The sequence below is a fragment of the Acidimicrobiales bacterium genome (assembly GCA_035316325.1).
Lineage (GTDB): Bacteria > Actinomycetota > Acidimicrobiia > Acidimicrobiales > VFJN01 > DASXTK01.
Genome location: DATHJB010000051.1, coordinates 36877 through 52577, shown reverse-complemented (window position 1 = coordinate 52577; position 15701 = coordinate 36877). Strand labels below are relative to the sequence as shown.

Annotated in this window: 15 protein-coding genes; 6 read left to right on the top strand and 9 right to left on the bottom strand. The window is 73.7% G+C overall.

Going from position 1 to position 15701, the window contains the following annotated elements; all coding sequences use genetic code 11:
• Positions 1 to 273: 273 nt before the first annotated feature.
• The gene (locus tag VK611_07390) at positions 274 to 1203 is read right to left on the bottom strand and encodes a DUF4349 domain-containing protein (protein HMG41138.1); all 930 of its coding nucleotides are present in this window, start codon (positions 1201 to 1203) and stop codon (positions 274 to 276) included.
• An 82-nt stretch (positions 1204 to 1285) separates the two neighbouring features.
• On the opposite strand from VK611_07390, the gene VK611_07385 reads away from it, so the two are divergent.
• Positions 1286 to 2302 carry a M48 family metallopeptidase gene (locus VK611_07385; protein ID HMG41137.1) on the top strand — a complete coding sequence of 339 codons (1017 nt, stop codon included), beginning with the start codon at positions 1286 to 1288 and terminating at the stop codon, positions 2300 to 2302.
• Between the two features lie 79 nt (positions 2303 to 2381).
• On the opposite strand, the gene VK611_07380 is transcribed toward VK611_07385, so the two are convergent.
• Genes VK611_07380 through VK611_07365 form a run of 4 tightly spaced genes read right to left on the bottom strand, consistent with a single transcriptional unit; the run spans position 2382 to position 6204 of the window.
• Entirely contained in the window at positions 2382 to 3416 is a 1035-nt protein-coding gene (locus tag VK611_07380) for an ATP-binding protein (protein HMG41136.1), read from the bottom strand.
• 13 nt (positions 3417 to 3429) lie between these two features.
• Complete coding sequence (locus VK611_07375; protein ID HMG41135.1) at positions 3430 to 4098, bottom strand: response regulator transcription factor; 669 nt, start codon at positions 4096 to 4098, stop codon at positions 3430 to 3432.
• Positions 4099 to 4150: 52 nt separating this feature from the next.
• Positions 4151 to 5695: a hypothetical protein gene (locus VK611_07370; protein ID HMG41134.1), complete on the bottom strand. Its 1545-nt coding sequence runs from the start codon at positions 5693 to 5695 to the stop codon at positions 4151 to 4153.
• Complete coding sequence (locus tag VK611_07365; GenBank protein HMG41133.1) at positions 5692 to 6204, bottom strand: sigma-70 family RNA polymerase sigma factor; 513 nt, start codon at positions 6202 to 6204, stop codon at positions 5692 to 5694. Before VK611_07365 ends, VK611_07370 begins: the two co-directional genes overlap by 4 nt.
• 98 nt (positions 6205 to 6302) lie before the next feature.
• Between VK611_07365 and VK611_07360 the strand changes: the two genes are divergently transcribed.
• Positions 6303 to 6974: a DUF2461 domain-containing protein gene (locus VK611_07360; GenBank protein ID HMG41132.1), complete on the top strand. Its 672-nt coding sequence runs from the start codon at positions 6303 to 6305 to the stop codon at positions 6972 to 6974.
• Between the two features lie 100 nt (positions 6975 to 7074).
• Here the strand turns inward: VK611_07360 and VK611_07355 are convergent, their stop codons facing one another.
• Positions 7075 to 8772 (bottom strand): DUF885 domain-containing protein, encoded by a 1698-nt coding sequence (locus VK611_07355; GenBank protein HMG41131.1) that lies wholly within the window; start codon positions 8770 to 8772, stop codon positions 7075 to 7077.
• A 95-nt stretch (positions 8773 to 8867) separates the two neighbouring features.
• On the opposite strand from VK611_07355, the gene VK611_07350 reads away from it, so the two are divergent.
• The 4 genes from VK611_07350 (at position 8868) to VK611_07335 (ending at position 13165) form a co-directional block, all read left to right on the top strand.
• The gene (locus tag VK611_07350) at positions 8868 to 9110 is read left to right on the top strand and encodes a DUF2630 family protein (protein ID HMG41130.1); all 243 of its coding nucleotides are present in this window, start codon (positions 8868 to 8870) and stop codon (positions 9108 to 9110) included.
• A gap of 200 nt (positions 9111 to 9310) precedes the next feature.
• Positions 9311 to 11206: an acyltransferase gene (locus tag VK611_07345; protein HMG41129.1), complete on the top strand. Its 1896-nt coding sequence runs from the start codon at positions 9311 to 9313 to the stop codon at positions 11204 to 11206.
• Positions 11207 to 11229: 23 nt separating this feature from the next.
• On the top strand, positions 11230 to 11634 hold the full coding sequence (locus VK611_07340) for a gamma-glutamylcyclotransferase family protein (protein ID HMG41128.1): 405 nt from the start codon (positions 11230 to 11232) through the stop codon (positions 11632 to 11634).
• A gap of 46 nt (positions 11635 to 11680) precedes the next feature.
• A complete protein-coding gene (locus VK611_07335) occupies positions 11681 to 13165 on the top strand; it encodes a class I adenylate-forming enzyme family protein (GenBank protein HMG41127.1) in 1485 nt (494 codons plus the stop codon).
• A gap of 37 nt (positions 13166 to 13202) precedes the next feature.
• Here the strand turns inward: VK611_07335 and VK611_07330 are convergent, their stop codons facing one another.
• From VK611_07330 to VK611_07320, 3 genes are read right to left on the bottom strand one after another with little or no spacing between them, the layout of a single operon-like run.
• A complete protein-coding gene (locus VK611_07330; protein ID HMG41126.1) occupies positions 13203 to 13838 on the bottom strand; it encodes a hypothetical protein in 636 nt (211 codons plus the stop codon).
• Between the two features lie 18 nt (positions 13839 to 13856).
• Positions 13857 to 14546 (bottom strand): response regulator transcription factor, encoded by a 690-nt coding sequence (locus VK611_07325; protein HMG41125.1) that lies wholly within the window; start codon positions 14544 to 14546, stop codon positions 13857 to 13859.
• A 49-nt stretch (positions 14547 to 14595) separates the two neighbouring features.
• Entirely contained in the window at positions 14596 to 15690 is a 1095-nt protein-coding gene (locus tag VK611_07320; GenBank protein ID HMG41124.1) for an ATP-binding protein, read from the bottom strand.
• Positions 15691 to 15701: the final 11 nt, after the last annotated feature.

Genomic DNA, 15701 nt, shown 5'->3' with positions numbered 1-15701 from the left:
CGACGTCACCGACCGCGACGTCCTCTTCAAGGCCCACCGCCGGGCGGTGCGGGCGGCCGAGACGGCGATGCGCGAGGAGTTCGGGCTGGTCCCGACGTTGCCCTAGCCGTAGCCGGCTGGTTCCCCGGCAGGCTGGCGAGTTGTCTGTGGTCGTTCGGTTGCTCTCGAGTCGCTTGTGGTCGGTCTCCGACGACGAATGACTCGACTGTTGGTTTGTGACCACAGATGACTCGGGACGGGACGGTCCGGAAGCCCTGCCCGAGCCCCGCCACGTCAAGCGTCGGCGGGCGCTGGGGGAGGGGCGGGTGTGGGGCGGCGGCGGACGACCCACCAGCGCAGCGGGATGCCGACCAGCAGGGCCGGCAGCGCGAACGGCAGCAGGAAGCCGAGGACGGCCAGCGCCGCCCGGCCGCCGTCGACGAACGTGACCCAGCCCTGCCGCATCCCGTCGCGGAAGCCGGCGGCGTCGTCGTCGGGCGTGGGGGCCTCGTCCTCGGACAGCTGGACGGTCAGCGTCGCCAGGCTGACCTGGTCCTGCAGCAGCCGCTGCTGACCCAGCATCGCCTCGAGCTCCTGCTCCCGCCGTGCCAGCTCGCCCTCGACCGTCGACAGCTGGATCACGTCGCCGGCCGCGCCGAGCATCCCCTGCAGTCGGTCCACGGACTTCTGCAGCGACTCGATGCGGGTCTCGACGTCGACCATCTCGGCGGTCACGTCCTGGGCCTCGACCGTCTGCTCCACGACGTCGCCCAGGTCGGCGATCTGGGCCCGCACGCCGTCGAAGTCGTCGGTCGGCACCCGCACGGTGATCGACACCTCGGCGTCGGCGGCGTGCTGCTGCTCGTCGGCGACGAACCCCTCGGCAGCGCCGGCGATGCGACGGACCTCGGTGGCGGCGTCGGCGACGTCGTCGACGCTCAGGTTCAGCACGCCGGTGCGGATCACCTCCCGGTCCTGCGCCAGCGCCACCGTGTCGACGGCCAGCTCGGCCCCGTCTCCGGTGCCCTCGCCCGCACCGCCGGCCTCCTCGGCCCGCGCCGCCTGGTCGTCGCCGAGCTCCAGTGCGCCGCCGTCCGCGCCGCCCGACGACGCCTCGCTCGAGCTCTCGTCGGAGTTGGAGCTGCACCCCACCACCAGCGCCACCGGCACCACCATCGTCGCGAGCAGCGACCAGCGGGCCCGCCCACCTCGTCGTCGTATCATGCCCGTGAGACGCTCGTCACCCGCCCCGGAGTTCCCACGAGCCGCGGTCCCCACGCCGGCGAGGGCGCCTACGTTGGGGACCGTGACGGATGACCAGCTGGCGCGCACCCGCGTCGCCCTCACGGAGATCAGCTCCCGAGCCTGGGAGCACCCGGCCGACCGGGGCGCGCTCAACGCCCTCCGCCAGCTCCGGGGCTTCGACTTCGTGGTCAAGAAGCTGTTCGCCCTCTGGAACGAGCGGGCGCTGCGGCTCGTCTACGTCGGCTCGGCCGTGCGGGTCGACCACCGGCAGTTCGCCGGCGTCTACCAGCGCTACCTGGAAGCTGCGGCGGCGCTCGACGTGCGCGACCTCCCCGACCTCTACGTCTACGCCGACCCCAACCCGCAGGGCATGACGATCGGCCTCGACAAGCCGTTCATCGTGATCACCAGCGGCATGGTCGACCTGCTCGACGACGACGAGCTGCGCTTCGTGCTCGGCCACGAGCTGGGCCATGCCGTGTCGGGCCACGCCCTCTACACGACGATGCTGCTGCGGCTGCTCAACATGTCGGGCGCCTGGTCGTGGATCCCGTTCGGGGCGCTGGGGCTGCGGGCGATCGTCGCGGCGCTGTTCGAGTGGCAGCGGAAGGCCGAGCTGTCGGGCGACCGGGCCGGCCTGCTGGCGACGCAGGACCCCGCGGCGGCGCTGCGCTGGCACATGAAGCGGGCCGGCGGCGGGCACCTCGACGACCTCGACATCACCGCCTTCCGGGCCCAGGGCGACGAGTACCTGGCGTCACCCGACGTGCGTGACAGCGTCCTCAAGCTGCTCCTCCTGGAGGCCCGCAGCCACCCGTTCATGGTGGTGCGGGCCGCCGAGCTGCAGCGCTGGGTCGACGACGGGGACTACACCCGCATCCTCGGCGGCGACTACCCGCGCCGCGGCGACGACGGCCAGCCGACCATCACCCAGGACGTGAAGGACGCCACCGACCACTACTCGTCGGCGTTCGCCCGCTCGCAGGACGCCCTGGCGTCGCTGCTGCGCGACGTCGGCGGCGGGCTCGCCAGCGTGCGCGACTGGGCCACCGGCATCTTCACCGGCCGCTCGAGCTGAAGCGGGGTCAGTCGAGCCGAAACTTGCACGGAAACGCACGGAATCCGTGCGCCACGGTGCACATTTCGCCGGGGTGGGCTCAGTGGCGGGGGAGGCGGCAGACCACGCTGCAGCCCGACGGGGCGTTGGCGCGGGCGCGGATGTCGCCGCCGTGCAGGTCGACGATCCAGCGGGCGATCGACAGCCCCAGCCCCGCGCCGCCCGACGACCCGGGGCGCACCGAGTCGGCCCGGTAGAACCGCTCGAACACCCGCTCGGCCTCGGCGTCGGGGATGCCCGGCCCCTCGTCGCTCACGGTCAGCACCACGTGGCGGTCGGCGGACGCGGCCGCCAGGCGCACCGGACGGTCGGCGGGGCCGTGGCGCAGGGCGTTGTCGGTGAGGTTGGCCAGCACCTGGTGGACCCGGTCGGGGTCGGCCAGCACCCACAGGTCCGCCGGATGGACGGTGGTCTCGATCGCCCGGCCCGGCGCCTGCAGGCGGGCCTCGGCGGCCACGGCGTCGAGCAGCGGCGCCACCTCCAGCAGCTCCCGCCGCAACGGCACCGCCCCGGACTCCAGGCGCGACAGGTCCAGCAGCTGCGCCACCAGGCGACCCAGCCGCTCGGTCTGGTCGAGCATCGACCGCAGCAGGTCCTCGTCCGGGGCCTCGACGCCGTCGACCATGTTCTCCAGCCGGGCCTGCAGCGCCGAGATCGGGGTGCGCAGCTCGTGGGAGACGTTGGCGATCAGGTCCTTGCGCATGCGGTCGACCACGGCCAGCTCGGCGGCCATGGCGTTGAAGGCCCGGGCCAGCTCGCCCACCTCGTCGGCCGACGTGTCGGTGACCCGGCCGCGCCAGTTGCCCTCGGCCATGTTGCGGGCGGCGGCCGCCATCTCCCGCAGCGGCGACGTCATGCCCCGGGTCAGCACCTGGACCAGGGCGAGGGCGATCACCATCGAGATCGACAGGCGCACCCACACCGGCCAGTGCCAGCGCAGGCCGACCACCGACACCGCGCTGCTCACGAACACGCCCAGCGCGATGGTGAGGCCCAGCTTGAGCTTGATCGACCCGATGCGGTCGAGTGGGCGGAAGTCGGCCCAGGCCTGGCGGGCCCGGTTCCACCGGGTCACGGGCGCCACCCGGTCACCGGTCGACGGAGCCCAGCGAGTAGCCCACGCCGTGGACGGTGCGCACGATCCCGTCGCCGAGCTTGCGGCGCAGCGACCGCACGTGCGAGTCGACCGTGCGAGGGCCGGCGCCGTCGGCGTAGCCCCACACGTCGAACAGCAGCTTGTCCCGGGAGAACACCACGCTGGGGCGGGCCAGCAGGTGGGCCAGCAGGTCGAACTCGATCGGCGTCAGGTGAACCTCGGCGCCGGCCCGCTGCACCCGGCGGCTGGCGTGGTTGAGCTCCAGGTCGCCGTGGCGCAGGAGGGTGCCCTCGGCGGCGTCGGCCACCCGGCGCAGCACCGCCCGGATGCGGGCCACCAGCACCCGGGGGCTGAAGGGCTTGGTGACGTAGTCGTCGGCGCCGACCGAGAGGCCCACCACCAGGTCGGTCTCCTCGTCACGGGCGGTCAGCATCACGACCGGCACCCGGCGGTCGGCCTGGATGCGGCGGCACACCTCGAGGCCGTCGAGGCTGGGGAGCATCAGGTCGAGGACGACCAGGTCGGGGCGCAGCTGGCGGCACAGCTCGACGGCCCGCAGCCCGTCGCCGACCGACCGCGCCTCGAAGCCCTCGCTCCGGAGCCGCTGCACCACCGCGTCGGCGATCGCCGGCTCGTCCTCCGCCACCAGCACTGTTGCCACCCCGCCACCGTAGAGACGATCGCGCCGCTGTGCTCGGCAGGTGTGCGTCAGGTCACGGGACGGTGCCGGGGATGGTGTCCTGGGTGGGCCCCGACCCGGCCGCCACCCGGCCGACCTCCTGGCCCGCAGCGTCGACGAAGACCGCCTCGGTGGGCACGGGACCTCCGTCGAGCGTGATCGCGTAGACGGTGGTGGTGCCGTCGTTCGACTGGCTGGTGGACACTCCGGACGCTCCGCTCGGGACCTGGACGTCCGTGGCGCCGTCGGGGAGGGCGCCGTAGACGACGAGCGGCGTGCCGTCGTCGTCGGTGAGGATCTCGGCACCACCGGGCGGCGACCCCGGCGAGCCGCACGAGGACGTGCCCGACGAGTCGGCATTGATGCCCGCGCACAGCGACCCCTCGGCGTCGACGTACACCGCCCAGGTGCCGCCGTCGTACTCGCCCTCGATGACGGCCGAGGCGTCGGGCTCGGCCGCCGAGTCGGCCCGGTCGCCCAGGGCACCCCACTCGGCCTCGCTGGCGGGCCGCAGGCTGTCGGCCGCGGCCCGCAGCTCGTCGACTCCGAAGCCGTCACCGTCGCCCGTGCCCCGCAGCACCACGTAGACCCCCGGCGCCTCCTCCCACACCAGGGTGCGGGTCGTGCTGGTGAAGGTCTCCTCCTGGGTGCCGCCGTCGCTCGATCCGCTGCCGGAGCTGCCGCTGGTGAACTCCTGCGCTCCCGTCCACCCGGCGTGGCTGCGCACCTCGACGGGCTCCTGCGCCCCGGTCATCCAGCGGACGACCTCGGCGTCGTCGTCCGAGCCCGCGAAGGTGGTGAGCATCACCGTGCGCATGCCGTCGTCGCTGTCGGACTGGTAGCCGACGGTGTGACCGACAGTGGAGGTCGGCACCGGGATGCCGCTCCACATGTCGACGTCGTCGACCGCGGCCCGAAGGCTCGGCGGGTCGACGCCTGCCCCGGTCGGGCCCGGCGCGAACCCGTCCGACGATGCCGTCCCGGCGTTCGCCGTCGCCAGCAGCTCCTCGCGGGCGCCGGTGTCACGCGTGGCGAGCACGTACGACCGGCCATCCTCGTCCTGCCAGCCGACCGACAGACCGAGCAGCGGGTCTTCCGTGACCCGACCGGACACCCCCTGCACGGTCACCGGGTCACCTTCGGACACCTCCATCGTGGCCCCGTCCTCGGCCGCCGGCAACGTGAGGAGCAGCACGTCCAGCGAGCCGCCCGGCCGGGTCGGCGCGGGGGCGTCGAAGAGGGCGAGGTCGGCGGCACTGCCGAGGCCGCCCTCGTCGGAGGCGAGGGGCAGGTCGATTGCGCCGGTCGCCGGTAGGCCGACCACCGCTTCGTCGAGCACCAGCCGGGGCACGACCTCCGGGTCGGTGGTGACGTCGGAGTCGCTGTCGTCGCGGAGCGCCAGGGCGACGGCGGCGAGTGAGACGACCAGCAGGACGGCGGCCGCGGCCGCCAGGAGAGGCCTCCGGTCGGGGCGGCCGGCACCCGACGGAGCCGCGCCGGGGTCGAGCGGATCGACCGCCCGGTGCAGCGAGGTGCCGGCGGACCGCAGGCGGGTGTCGAGATCGCTCGTGCCGCTCATCGGGAGGCCTCCTCGTCGTCGGCGACGGATAGGTCGAGGGTCTTGGCGAGGGTCTGGCGGGCCTTGTGGAGCTGCGCCCGCACGGTCCCCTCGGCGCAGCCGAGGACGGCGGCGATGTCGGCCGTGGAACGGTCGTCGACGTAGTAGAGGGCCACGACCTGGGCCTGGCGGTGGGGCAGCGCCCGGACGGCCCGCCACACCGCCTCGTCGGGCTCGGGCAGCTCGTCGGGGAGGGCCCGCTGGCCGCCCAGCCGGGTCAGCGCCCGGCGCTCGGCCGCCCGGCGCCGCAACGCCGACACCGACCGGTTGAGGACCACCCGGCGCAGCCAGGCCGACGGGTTGTCGTAGCCCCCGATCTTCCGCCAGTCGCGGTGGGCGGCCACGAAGGCCTCCTGCACCAGCTCCTCGGCCGCCGCCCGGTTGCCCGACAGGCCGTACGCCAGTGCCACCAGCGGGTGGAACTCGCGTCGGTACAGCTCGTCGAACCGGGATGCCTCGTCCGCTCCCATGTCCGGCCCTCTCGTCGCCAGCGTGTCGACCACGCCTGTCTACTCGCAGCACCGGCCTCCGCCGCTTACCGGGACGACGACCCCGTAGAGTCGGCGTCATGGCCTTCACCGGGTTCGGGCCGGGCGCCGCCACCTTCTTCGACGACCTGGCCGCCGACAACACGCGGGTGTGGTGGCTCGCCAACAAGGCCCGCTACGAGGCCGAGGTCCGGGCGCCGCTGGAGCACCTCCTGGCCGACCTGGCCGACGAGTTCGGCGAGGCCAAGGTGTTCCGCCCCAACCGCGACACCCGCTTCTCGGCCGACAAGTCGCCCTACAAGACGGCGGCCGCGGCGTCGATCGGGTTCGGCACCTCTGGTGGTCTGCTCTACGTGCAGATCGCCGCCGACGGCCTGCTGCTCGGCGGCGGTGTGTACCACCCGGCGAAGGACCAGCTCGGCCGCCTGCGGGAGGTCATCGCCGACGACACGACGGGCGCCCGCCTGGAGCGCATCGCCGCCGACCTCGAAGGCGCCGGCGGCAGCATCGAGACCCGCGACGCGCTCAAGACCGCTCCACGGGGCTACCCGGCCGACCACCCCCGCATCGAGCTGCTCCGCATGAAGGGCATCATCGGCACGTTCTCGTACCCGCCCGAGCCGTGGCTGCAGACCGACAAGGCCCGCGACGTGGTCGCCGACGGCTGGCGCCACCTCGGCCCGCTCAACGCCTGGCTCGAGCAGCACGTCGGCCCGAGCCACCTCCCACCCGAGACCCGCGGCCGCCGCTAGTCGTCACTCCGGCGCGGTCCGAGCCCGCGCCCGAGCCCGAGCCGAAACTTCGACAGAACTGGTCGCCATGGCGCCAGCTGTGTCGAAGTTTCGGGCGGGGTCACTCCGGCGTGGTCCAGGTGGCGACGACCTCGCGGAGGACCGGGAGGCTCAGCGAACCGGAGCCGAGGACGACGTCGTGGAAGCCCTTCAGGTCGAACCCGCCGTTCGACGCCGACGCCGCCTCGGCCGACGCCCGCAACCGCTGGATCTCCAGCTGGCCGACCTTGTAGCTCAGCGCCTGGCCCGGCATGGCGATGTAGCGGTCGACCTCCACCTCGATGTGATCGATCCCGGCGGGCACGTTGGCGACCATGAAGTCGATCGCCTGCCCGCGGCTCCAGCCCAGGGCGTGGAGGCCGGTGTCGACCACCAGCCGGCACGACCGCCACGAGTCGCCCGCGAGCAGGCCGAGGCGGTCGAGGTCGTCGTCGTAGAGGCCCATCTCGTCGGCCAGCCGCTCGGTGTAGAGGGCCCAGCCCTCCTCGAACGCCGTGTTCGAGAACGAGAAGCGCTGGAAGCTCGGCAGGTGGGTCAGCTCGCTGGCGATGGTGAGCTGCAGGTGGTGACCGGGGATGGCCTCGTGGTAGGCCAACGAGGCGGTCTCGTAGCGGCCCCGCTCCTGGGGTGCGTGCAGGTTGACGCAGTAGGCACCGGGCCGGGAGCCGTCGGCCGCGGGCGGGAAGTAGTAGGCGGCCGGGGCGTCGGCGGCCAGGAACTCGGGCACCGGCTGGATGTCGCAGGGGGCCTCGGGCAGGCGGCCGAACCAGTCGCCCATCAGCGACCAGGCGCTGTCGACGCAGTGGTGGACGTAGGACAGGATCTGGTCGGCGTCGTCGTAGCGCAGCGCCGGATCGCCCAGCAGGCGGGCGAAGACGTCGGTCTGGTCGGTGGTGCCGAACAGCCGCCCGCCCACTTCGGCGTACTCGTCGGCCAGGCGTTCGACCTCGGCGAGGCCGATCCGGTGGATCTCCTCGGGGCCGAGGTCGGGGAGGGTGGTGTGCTGGCGGACCGCGGCGTCGTAGAGGCTCCCGCCGTCGTCGCCCAGCCACGAGAGGCCGGCACGGTCGTCGGGCCGGGCCACCGGGAGCAGCTCGTTCTCCAGCACGTCGCGGTACCGCCGGAAGCCGGGCCGGATGACGTCGCGGGCCACCTCGGTGAGCTGCTCACGCCAGGCCGCCTCGCCGTCCCAGCCGCCGGGCGGGCCGGCCAGCGCCACGAACGGATCCGTGCCGAGGTCGGACGCCAGGTAGTTGTCGAGCTGGTTGATCGACCGGTCGATGACGATCCTCGCGGGCGTGCGTCCGGCGGCGAGCCCGGCCCGAAACCGCTCGACGGCCTGGTCGAGCATCCCGCCGATCTGCCGGTGCCTCGCCACCAGCGCCGTGGCGCTCCCGGGCGTCGGGGCCGTGACCTGGGGAGCGCGGGTGAGCAGGCCGGCGTGGACGCCCTCCATCTGGTCGGACGCCAGCTCCAAGCGCCGCAACCCCAGCTGCTCGACGCCCAGCTCCAGCTCGGTGCGGAGGAGGCCGTGGGTGACCCGCCCGTCGGCGTCGAGCCCTGCGACGTCGAGCGCCTCGACCCGGGTGAGCAACTCCTGCCAGGTGGCCCGGAGCCGGTCCTCGGCCTCGACGGAGACGTCCTCGATGCGGTCGTCGAAGCGGTGGTCGCCCAGCAGCGTGGCGAACGTGGGGAAGGTGGTGAGCACGCCCTCCCAGTACTCGGCGGCCAGGTCGTGCAGCTCGGGGCGGGGCGTCACCCGCAGAATGATGCCGCGGAAGCCGGCCGATCCGGTGGCAGGATGCGAGGGACACGAGGGCGGGTGGCCCGCAGACGCAGACCCGAGGACGAGCCATGAACGACGAGACCCTGATCGAACGCATCGGCGCCCTGGTCGAGGAGGAGCACGCCCTCGAGCGGACGCTGGCGCAGGACCCCGAGACGCCCGAGGCCGACAAGCGCCTGCAGGAGCTCGAGGTCGCCCTCGACCAGTGCTGGGACCTGCTGCGCCAGCGCCGCGCCCGCCGCAACGCCGGCGTCGACCCCGACGAGGCGCAGGCCCGCCCGGGCGACGTGGTGGAGCACTACCAGCAATAGCGGCCCGGGGTGGGCACGGCCCCTGGACGTCAGCACGGGCCACCCCGTCCGGTTCACCGGCGCCGGACGAGCGAGAAAAGTTACTAAGGGACATTTAATGGCAGAGTAGGGGAATGGCGGGGGTTGCCGGGGTAGGCGTCGCGGAGCGGGGGGCTCCGGAGGATGGCGATGGCGGTGCGCCCGCGACCCGGTCCCCGCTGGTGCACGAACCGGCGCTCGACGGGCTGCGGGGCGTCGCCGTCATGGCGGTGGTCGTGTTCCACATGAACCGCCTGCCGGGCGGGTTCCTGGGCGTCGACCTCTTCTTCGTCCTCTCCGGCTTCCTGATCACCTCGCTGCTGCTGCACGACAGGATCGCCCTCGGCGCCTTCTGGGCCCGGCGCGCCCGCCGGCTGCTCCCGGCCCTGTGGCTGCTGCTGGTCGGGGTGTCGGTGCTGCTGCTCCTCTACACGCCCGACGCGGAGCGCAGCCTGTTCCGCGACGACGCCCTCGCCACCCTCGGCTACGTCACCAACTGGCAGCGCATCACGGCCACCACCTCCTACTGGGACCTCTTCAGCCAGAAGTCGCCGCTGGAGCACATGTGGAGCCTGGCGATCGAGGAGCAGTTCTACGTGGTGTGGCCGCTGGTCGCCGCGCTGCTGCTGCGTCGTCACCGAAGGATCGACCGGGTCCGCAACGTGGCGCTCGGCGGCGCCGCCGTGTCCCTCGCCTGGATGGCCCTCACCTACAACGAGAGCGACACCAACTGGGCCTACTTCTCGACGCCGACCCGCCTCGGCCCGACGCTGCTGGGCGCGGCCCTCGCCACCTTCACGCTGAACCGCACCCGCCGCACGCAGCGCCGGGCCCCCGAACGGGACATCCTCGCCCTGGCGGCGCTGTTCGTGATGACGATGCTGGTGCTCTCGCTCGACGGCACGGAGGGCCTCTACTACCGGGGCGGCCTCGCCGTGTTCGCGCTGGCGTCGTGCGCGGTGATCTGGGCCGCCACCGGCGGGCCGCCCGGCCTGGTCGCCCGAGCGCTGTCACTCCCGCCGCTGCGCTGGCTCGGGCTGATCAGCTACGGCATCTACCTGTGGCACTGGCCGATCTTCGTGTACATCTCGACCGACCGCCTGCGCCTCGACCGCTGGGAGGCCGACGCCCTGCGGCTCGCCACCACGCTGGCCGTCGCCGCGGCGTCGTACGTCGGGCTGGAGCGTCCGATCCGCCGTGGCGCCCTGCCCGGCCGCCGGGCCTGGGTGGCGTCCGGCGTGGCCGTGGCCGTGACCCTGGGAGCGGTGCTGATCGCCACCGACGGCCCCACCCGGTCGGCCACGCTCGACGACGCCGCCGAGCTGGCGGACGACCTCGAGGACCAGGCGCGGCAGCAGGCGATCGACAGCCCGATCCTCTACCTGCCGGCGCCGCGCGACATCCCGGACGACGCCGCGCGGCTGCTGCTCGTGGGCGACAGCGGCCCCGGCGCCTGGGGCCCGGAGCTGGTCGACGTGGCCGAGCGCGACGGTGGCGCACCGCCGATCGACGTCGCCTGGGCGTCGCAGTACGGGTGCTCGATCGTCAACGCCGACGGCCCAACCGTGGCGCCCGACGAGACCGTCATCGAGGACGAGCCGTGCCACGGGGTGCGCCGCCGCATGTGGCGCCAGCTCGTCGAGCGGTACGACCCCGACGTGGTCGTCTACTACCTGGCCAACGCCGGCTTCACCCACGACCACCTGGTGGACGGCCGGTGGGTGCCCGAGTGCGACCCCCGCTACGACGCCTACCTCGAGCAGGCCCTCCGCGACGAGGCCGAGCTGCTCACCGCCGGGGGCGCCGCGCTGGCGTACGCCACCAGCCCCTACACGGCCACGTTGCTGCCGGGCACCCGGGAGGCCGTCGACTGCCGCAACGCCACCAACGTCCGGGCCGCGGCGACCGTGCCCGGCGCCCGGGTGCTCGACCTGAACGCCTACGTCGAGTCGCTCCCCGACGACGGGACCGTGTTCGCCGACTCGGTCCACCTCGCCCCCTCCGGCGGCCGGCGCGCCGCCCGCTGGCTGCTGCCCCAGGTGCGGGACTGGCTCCGCGCCGCCGCACCCGCGCCCTGACCGAGGAACGGGAGAATGCGGCCGTGCTGTTCGTGTACGGGACGCTGCTGTTCCCCGACGTGCTGCAGGCCGTGCTGGGCCGGGTGCCGATCATGACCCCGGCGTCGCTCCCGGGCTGGCGGGCGGCGGCGCTGCCCGGGCGGGTGTACCCGGGGCTGGTGCCGGCGACCGATGGCTCCGGCCGAGGGGCGGCGGGCCAGGTGCTGACGGGGCTGTCGGCGGGGGAGTGGGCCGTGCTCGACGCCTTCGAGGGCGACGCCTACGACCGCCGTGAACTGGTCCTGGGCGACGATCGGCAGGTCTGGACCTACGTCTGGTGCGACGGCGCCGCCGTCGCCGCCCACGACTGGGACCCGGCGTGGTTCGCCCGCACGGAGCTGCCCACGTACGTGGACGGCTGCGTGTCGTGGCGTGACGACTTAACCTGACGGAGTACGTCAGGGGCACGGCGGCCCGGGCGACAGGGAGCGGGCAATGAACGACCGGACCAACCTGGCGCGGTATCTCCTGGCGGAGGGATCCGACGACGCTCCGGTGCTGGTGTCGCCCACCGAGGGAACCCAGAGCCGGGGGGAGCTGCGGGCGGCCGTGGCCGGGCTGACGAGGGCGTTCGCCGCCGAGGGCCTCACCGGCACCCGGGTCGGCCTCGACATCGGCCCCCGCTTCGGTGCCGTGGCCTCCTACCTGGCGATCCTCGCCGCCGGCAACACCGCCGTGCTGGCCCGCCGCATCGACCAGCCGCCCTGGCCCGCCTACCTCGACGCCGCCGACCTCTCGGCGATCGTGCAGGCCGGCGACGGCGTCGTCGTGGTCCGCCGGGGTCGCGACGAGACGACGATCGCCCTCCCGACCGGGCCCGCCGACCCCGACGGCGGCCCCAACGGCATCGACTTCGCCGACCCGACCCGGCCCGCGGTCGACCTCTTCACCTCCGGCACCACCGGCCGCCCCAAGATGGTGGAGCTGAGCCACTCGGCGCTGGTGCACAGCGCCGAGGCCATCCTCGACCGGGTGCCCGTGCGCCCCGACCACCGCACCGCCCTGGTGCTCTCGCTGGCCCACAGCTTCGGCCTGTCGGTGCTCAACACCCACCTGCGGGTGGGCGCGTCGCTCTACTGCGTCGAGCGCGCCGAGTTCCCCGGCGACGTGCTGCGGGCCTTCACCGAGGGCGGGGCCAACGCCATGGCGGGAGTGCCCACCCAGCTGCGGTCGCTCACCGCCAGCCTCGCCCGCACCCCGGGACGCACCCTCGCCGTCGACCTGGTGCTCCAGGCCGGCGGGCGCCTCGAACCGGACGACGCCGCGGCCCTGGTGGCGACCCTGCCCCCCGACTGCCGCCTGTTCCCGATGTACGGCCAGACCGAGGCCGCGGCCCGCATCGCGATCCTCCCGGCCGACGCCTACGAGAAGGCCCCCACCTCCGTCGGCACGCCGATCCAGGGGCTGACGGTGCGGATCCTCGACGACGCCGGCGCCGAGGTGCCCGCCGGCCACGAGGGCGAGATCGTGGTGCGGGGGACCACCCTGATGGACGGCTACTACGGCGACCCGGCCGCCACCGCCGAGGTGCTGCGGGACGGCTGGCTGTTCACCGGCGACTTCGGCCACGTCGACGAGGACGGCTACCTCTACATCAGCGGCCGCCGCTCCACGTTCGTGAAGCTCGACGGCGAGCGGGTCTCGCTGGAGGCGGTGGAGCACGCCGTGCTCGCCGCGCACCGCGACGAGATCGCCGACGCCCTGGCCCGCCCGGTGAAGACCGACCGCGGCTGGGCCATCGCCCTCGACGTGCTGCCCGCCCCCGGTGTCGACCTCGCCGCCACCGGCCTCCCGCGTCAGCTCAAGGAGGCGGTGCGCCTGGCGGTCGGCAAGAAGGCCGTCCCCGCCGCCGTCCGGGCCGTCGACGCCATCCCCTACACCGACAACGGCAAGAAGTCCCGCCCCGACATCGTCTACTGAGCGTCGCCACCCACCGAAACCTCGACAGAAACGGTCGCTAGAGCGCCACCTGTGTCGAAGTTTCGGGTCCGGATCCCTCGGCGGCGTCGGCGATCGGGCGCCCGACCGTGAGGACGTCGCGCAGCTGCGGGTCGAGCGACCGGAAGGCGCTGTCGGCGAGCGAGCCGGTGGCGTCGAGCACCTTGCTGAAGAAGCAGCGCAGCGACGCGGCGAGGATCACGTCGAGGATGTCGGTGTCGCTGCAGCCCAGGTCGCGGAGCCGCTGGATGTCGCCCTCGGTCACCGAGGCGGCGTCGGCGGCGACCTTGCCGGCGAGGTCCATCACCGCCACGTCCACCTCGGCGAGGCCCGAGCCGGCGGGATCGACCACCGCCGCCCGCGCCGCGTCCGGGCCGTCGAACACCTGCTCGGCGAGGATCTTCCCGTGCGCCAACGAGCAGTAGCTCGACCGCAGCTGCTGCGCCGCGGCCACGGTGGCCAGCTCGTAGGCCCGCAGCTCCATGCCCGACCGCACGGCACCGGCCAGCCCGTCCCAGGCCTGCATCACGTTCGGCCGCAGCGAGAACGCCTTCGTGTAGTTGGCGACGTACCCGAGGTTCGAGCGGTCGGTCTCGTACATCTCGGCGACCTCACCGTCGGCCGCGTCCTCGGGAACGGTATGAATGAAGGCCATTCACGGTTCCTAGCAGGGTCAGACGGGCGTGTCGCGATCGATGAGGCGGTAGCCGACGCCCGGTTCGGTGACCAGACGGGGGCGGGCCGGGTCCTCCTCCAGCTTCTTGCGCAGCTGGCTGGCGTAGACCCGCAGGTACTCGCTCTCGGTGCCGTACTCGGGCCCCCACACGTCCTGGAGGATCATGCGGTGGGTGAGCACCTTGCCGGCGTGGCGGGCCAGCACGGCGAGGAACCCGAACTCCTTCGGCGTCAGGTCGAGCCGCCGCCCCGCGACCGAGGCCGTGTGGTGCGGGAGGTCGACCCGGACGTCGCCCACCTCGAGGATCGGGGGATCACCGGGGTCCGCGTCACCCGACGCCCGCCGCCGGTGCCGCAGCGCCACCCGCAGCCGGGCCAGCAACTCGGGGGTGGAGAAGGGCTTGGTGACGTAGTCGTCGGCGCCGTCGTCGAGCGCCTCGATCTTGCGGTCCTCGGCGCCCTCGGCGGTGAGCACCACCACCGGCACCTCCGACCAGCCCCGGATGCGCCGCAGCACCTCGATGCCGTCGATGTCGGGCAGGCCGAGGTCGAGCACCACCACGTCGGGCGACACGAGGGCCGTGCGCTCCAGCGCCTCCTGGCCGCTGGTCGCCACCTCGACCCGGAACGCTCGGGCCTTCAACGCCGTGCTCAAGGCCCGCAGGATGGCCGGCTCGTCGTCGACCACCAGGACCAATGGCCCGGGAGCTCCCGCCGGCCCCGACGGCCTCGACGGCTCAGCCATCGGCGGGCTCCGGCCGGGCCCAGTGGACGGGCAGGGTGAAGGCGAAGCGGGCGCCCTTGCCGTCGACGCTGTCGCCCACCGTGATGTGCCCGCCGTGCGCCTCGACGATCGCCTTGCAGATCGCCAGGCCGATGCCGCTGGTGTGGCTGCTCTTGCCGCTGCGGAACGGCTCGAAGATCCACTGGCGGTCGGCCGGCCGGACGCCACCGCCCTGGTCGCTCACGGCCACCTCGACGCTGTCGTCGCCGCGTAGCTCCCGCACGTCGATGCGGATGGTGCTGTGGGCGGGGGCATGGCGGGCGGCGTTCTCCAGGAGGTTGGTGAGGACCTGGTCGAGCAGGGTGTAGTCGGCATCGACCAGGGGGAGCACCTCGGGGGCGTGGGTCTCCACCTTCACGTCCTTCAGGATGCGCGGCAGGCGCCGCACCCGGTCGGCGAGCAGCTCGTCGAGGTCGACGGCCTGCAGGTCGGGCGCCAGGGCCCCTGCCTCCACGCGGCTGAGGCTCAAGAGGTTGGCGACCAGGCGGTCGAGGCGCTCGGCCTCGTCGCTGACCATGTCGAGCAGCTCATGACGGGTGGTCTCGTCGTAGGCGGCGGAGTCGTCGCGCAGGTCGGTGGTGACGGCCCGGATGGCGGCGAGCGGCGTGCGCAGGTCGTGCGACACCGACCGGAGCAGCGCCTTCTGGGCGTCGCCCGCCTGCTCCATGGCGACGAGCTCGGCGGCGTGGCGCTCGGCGAGGCGACGCCGCTCCGTGGCCATGGTCAGCAGCGTGGCGACCGTGAGCGCCACCGCCACGAACGTCACCAGGGCCACCACGTCGTCGACGACGTGGACGTCGAGGGTCCCGTAGGGCTCGATGAAGGTCAGGTCGAGGGCGAGGGCCGCGGCCGTGGACGTGACCAGCGCCGCCAGCCGCCCGCCCAGCAGCCCGGCCACGATGCCCGGCACCACCAGCAGCAGCGCGGGGGTGGCGACGCTGACGTCCTCCCGGACGGGCAGCAACGCCGCGGTGAGCAGCCCGACCAGCGCCAGCCCGGCGAGCGCGGCCAGCACCCGGCGGGCGGGGGGCGGCGAGTCGGCGAGCACTCCAGGAGTCT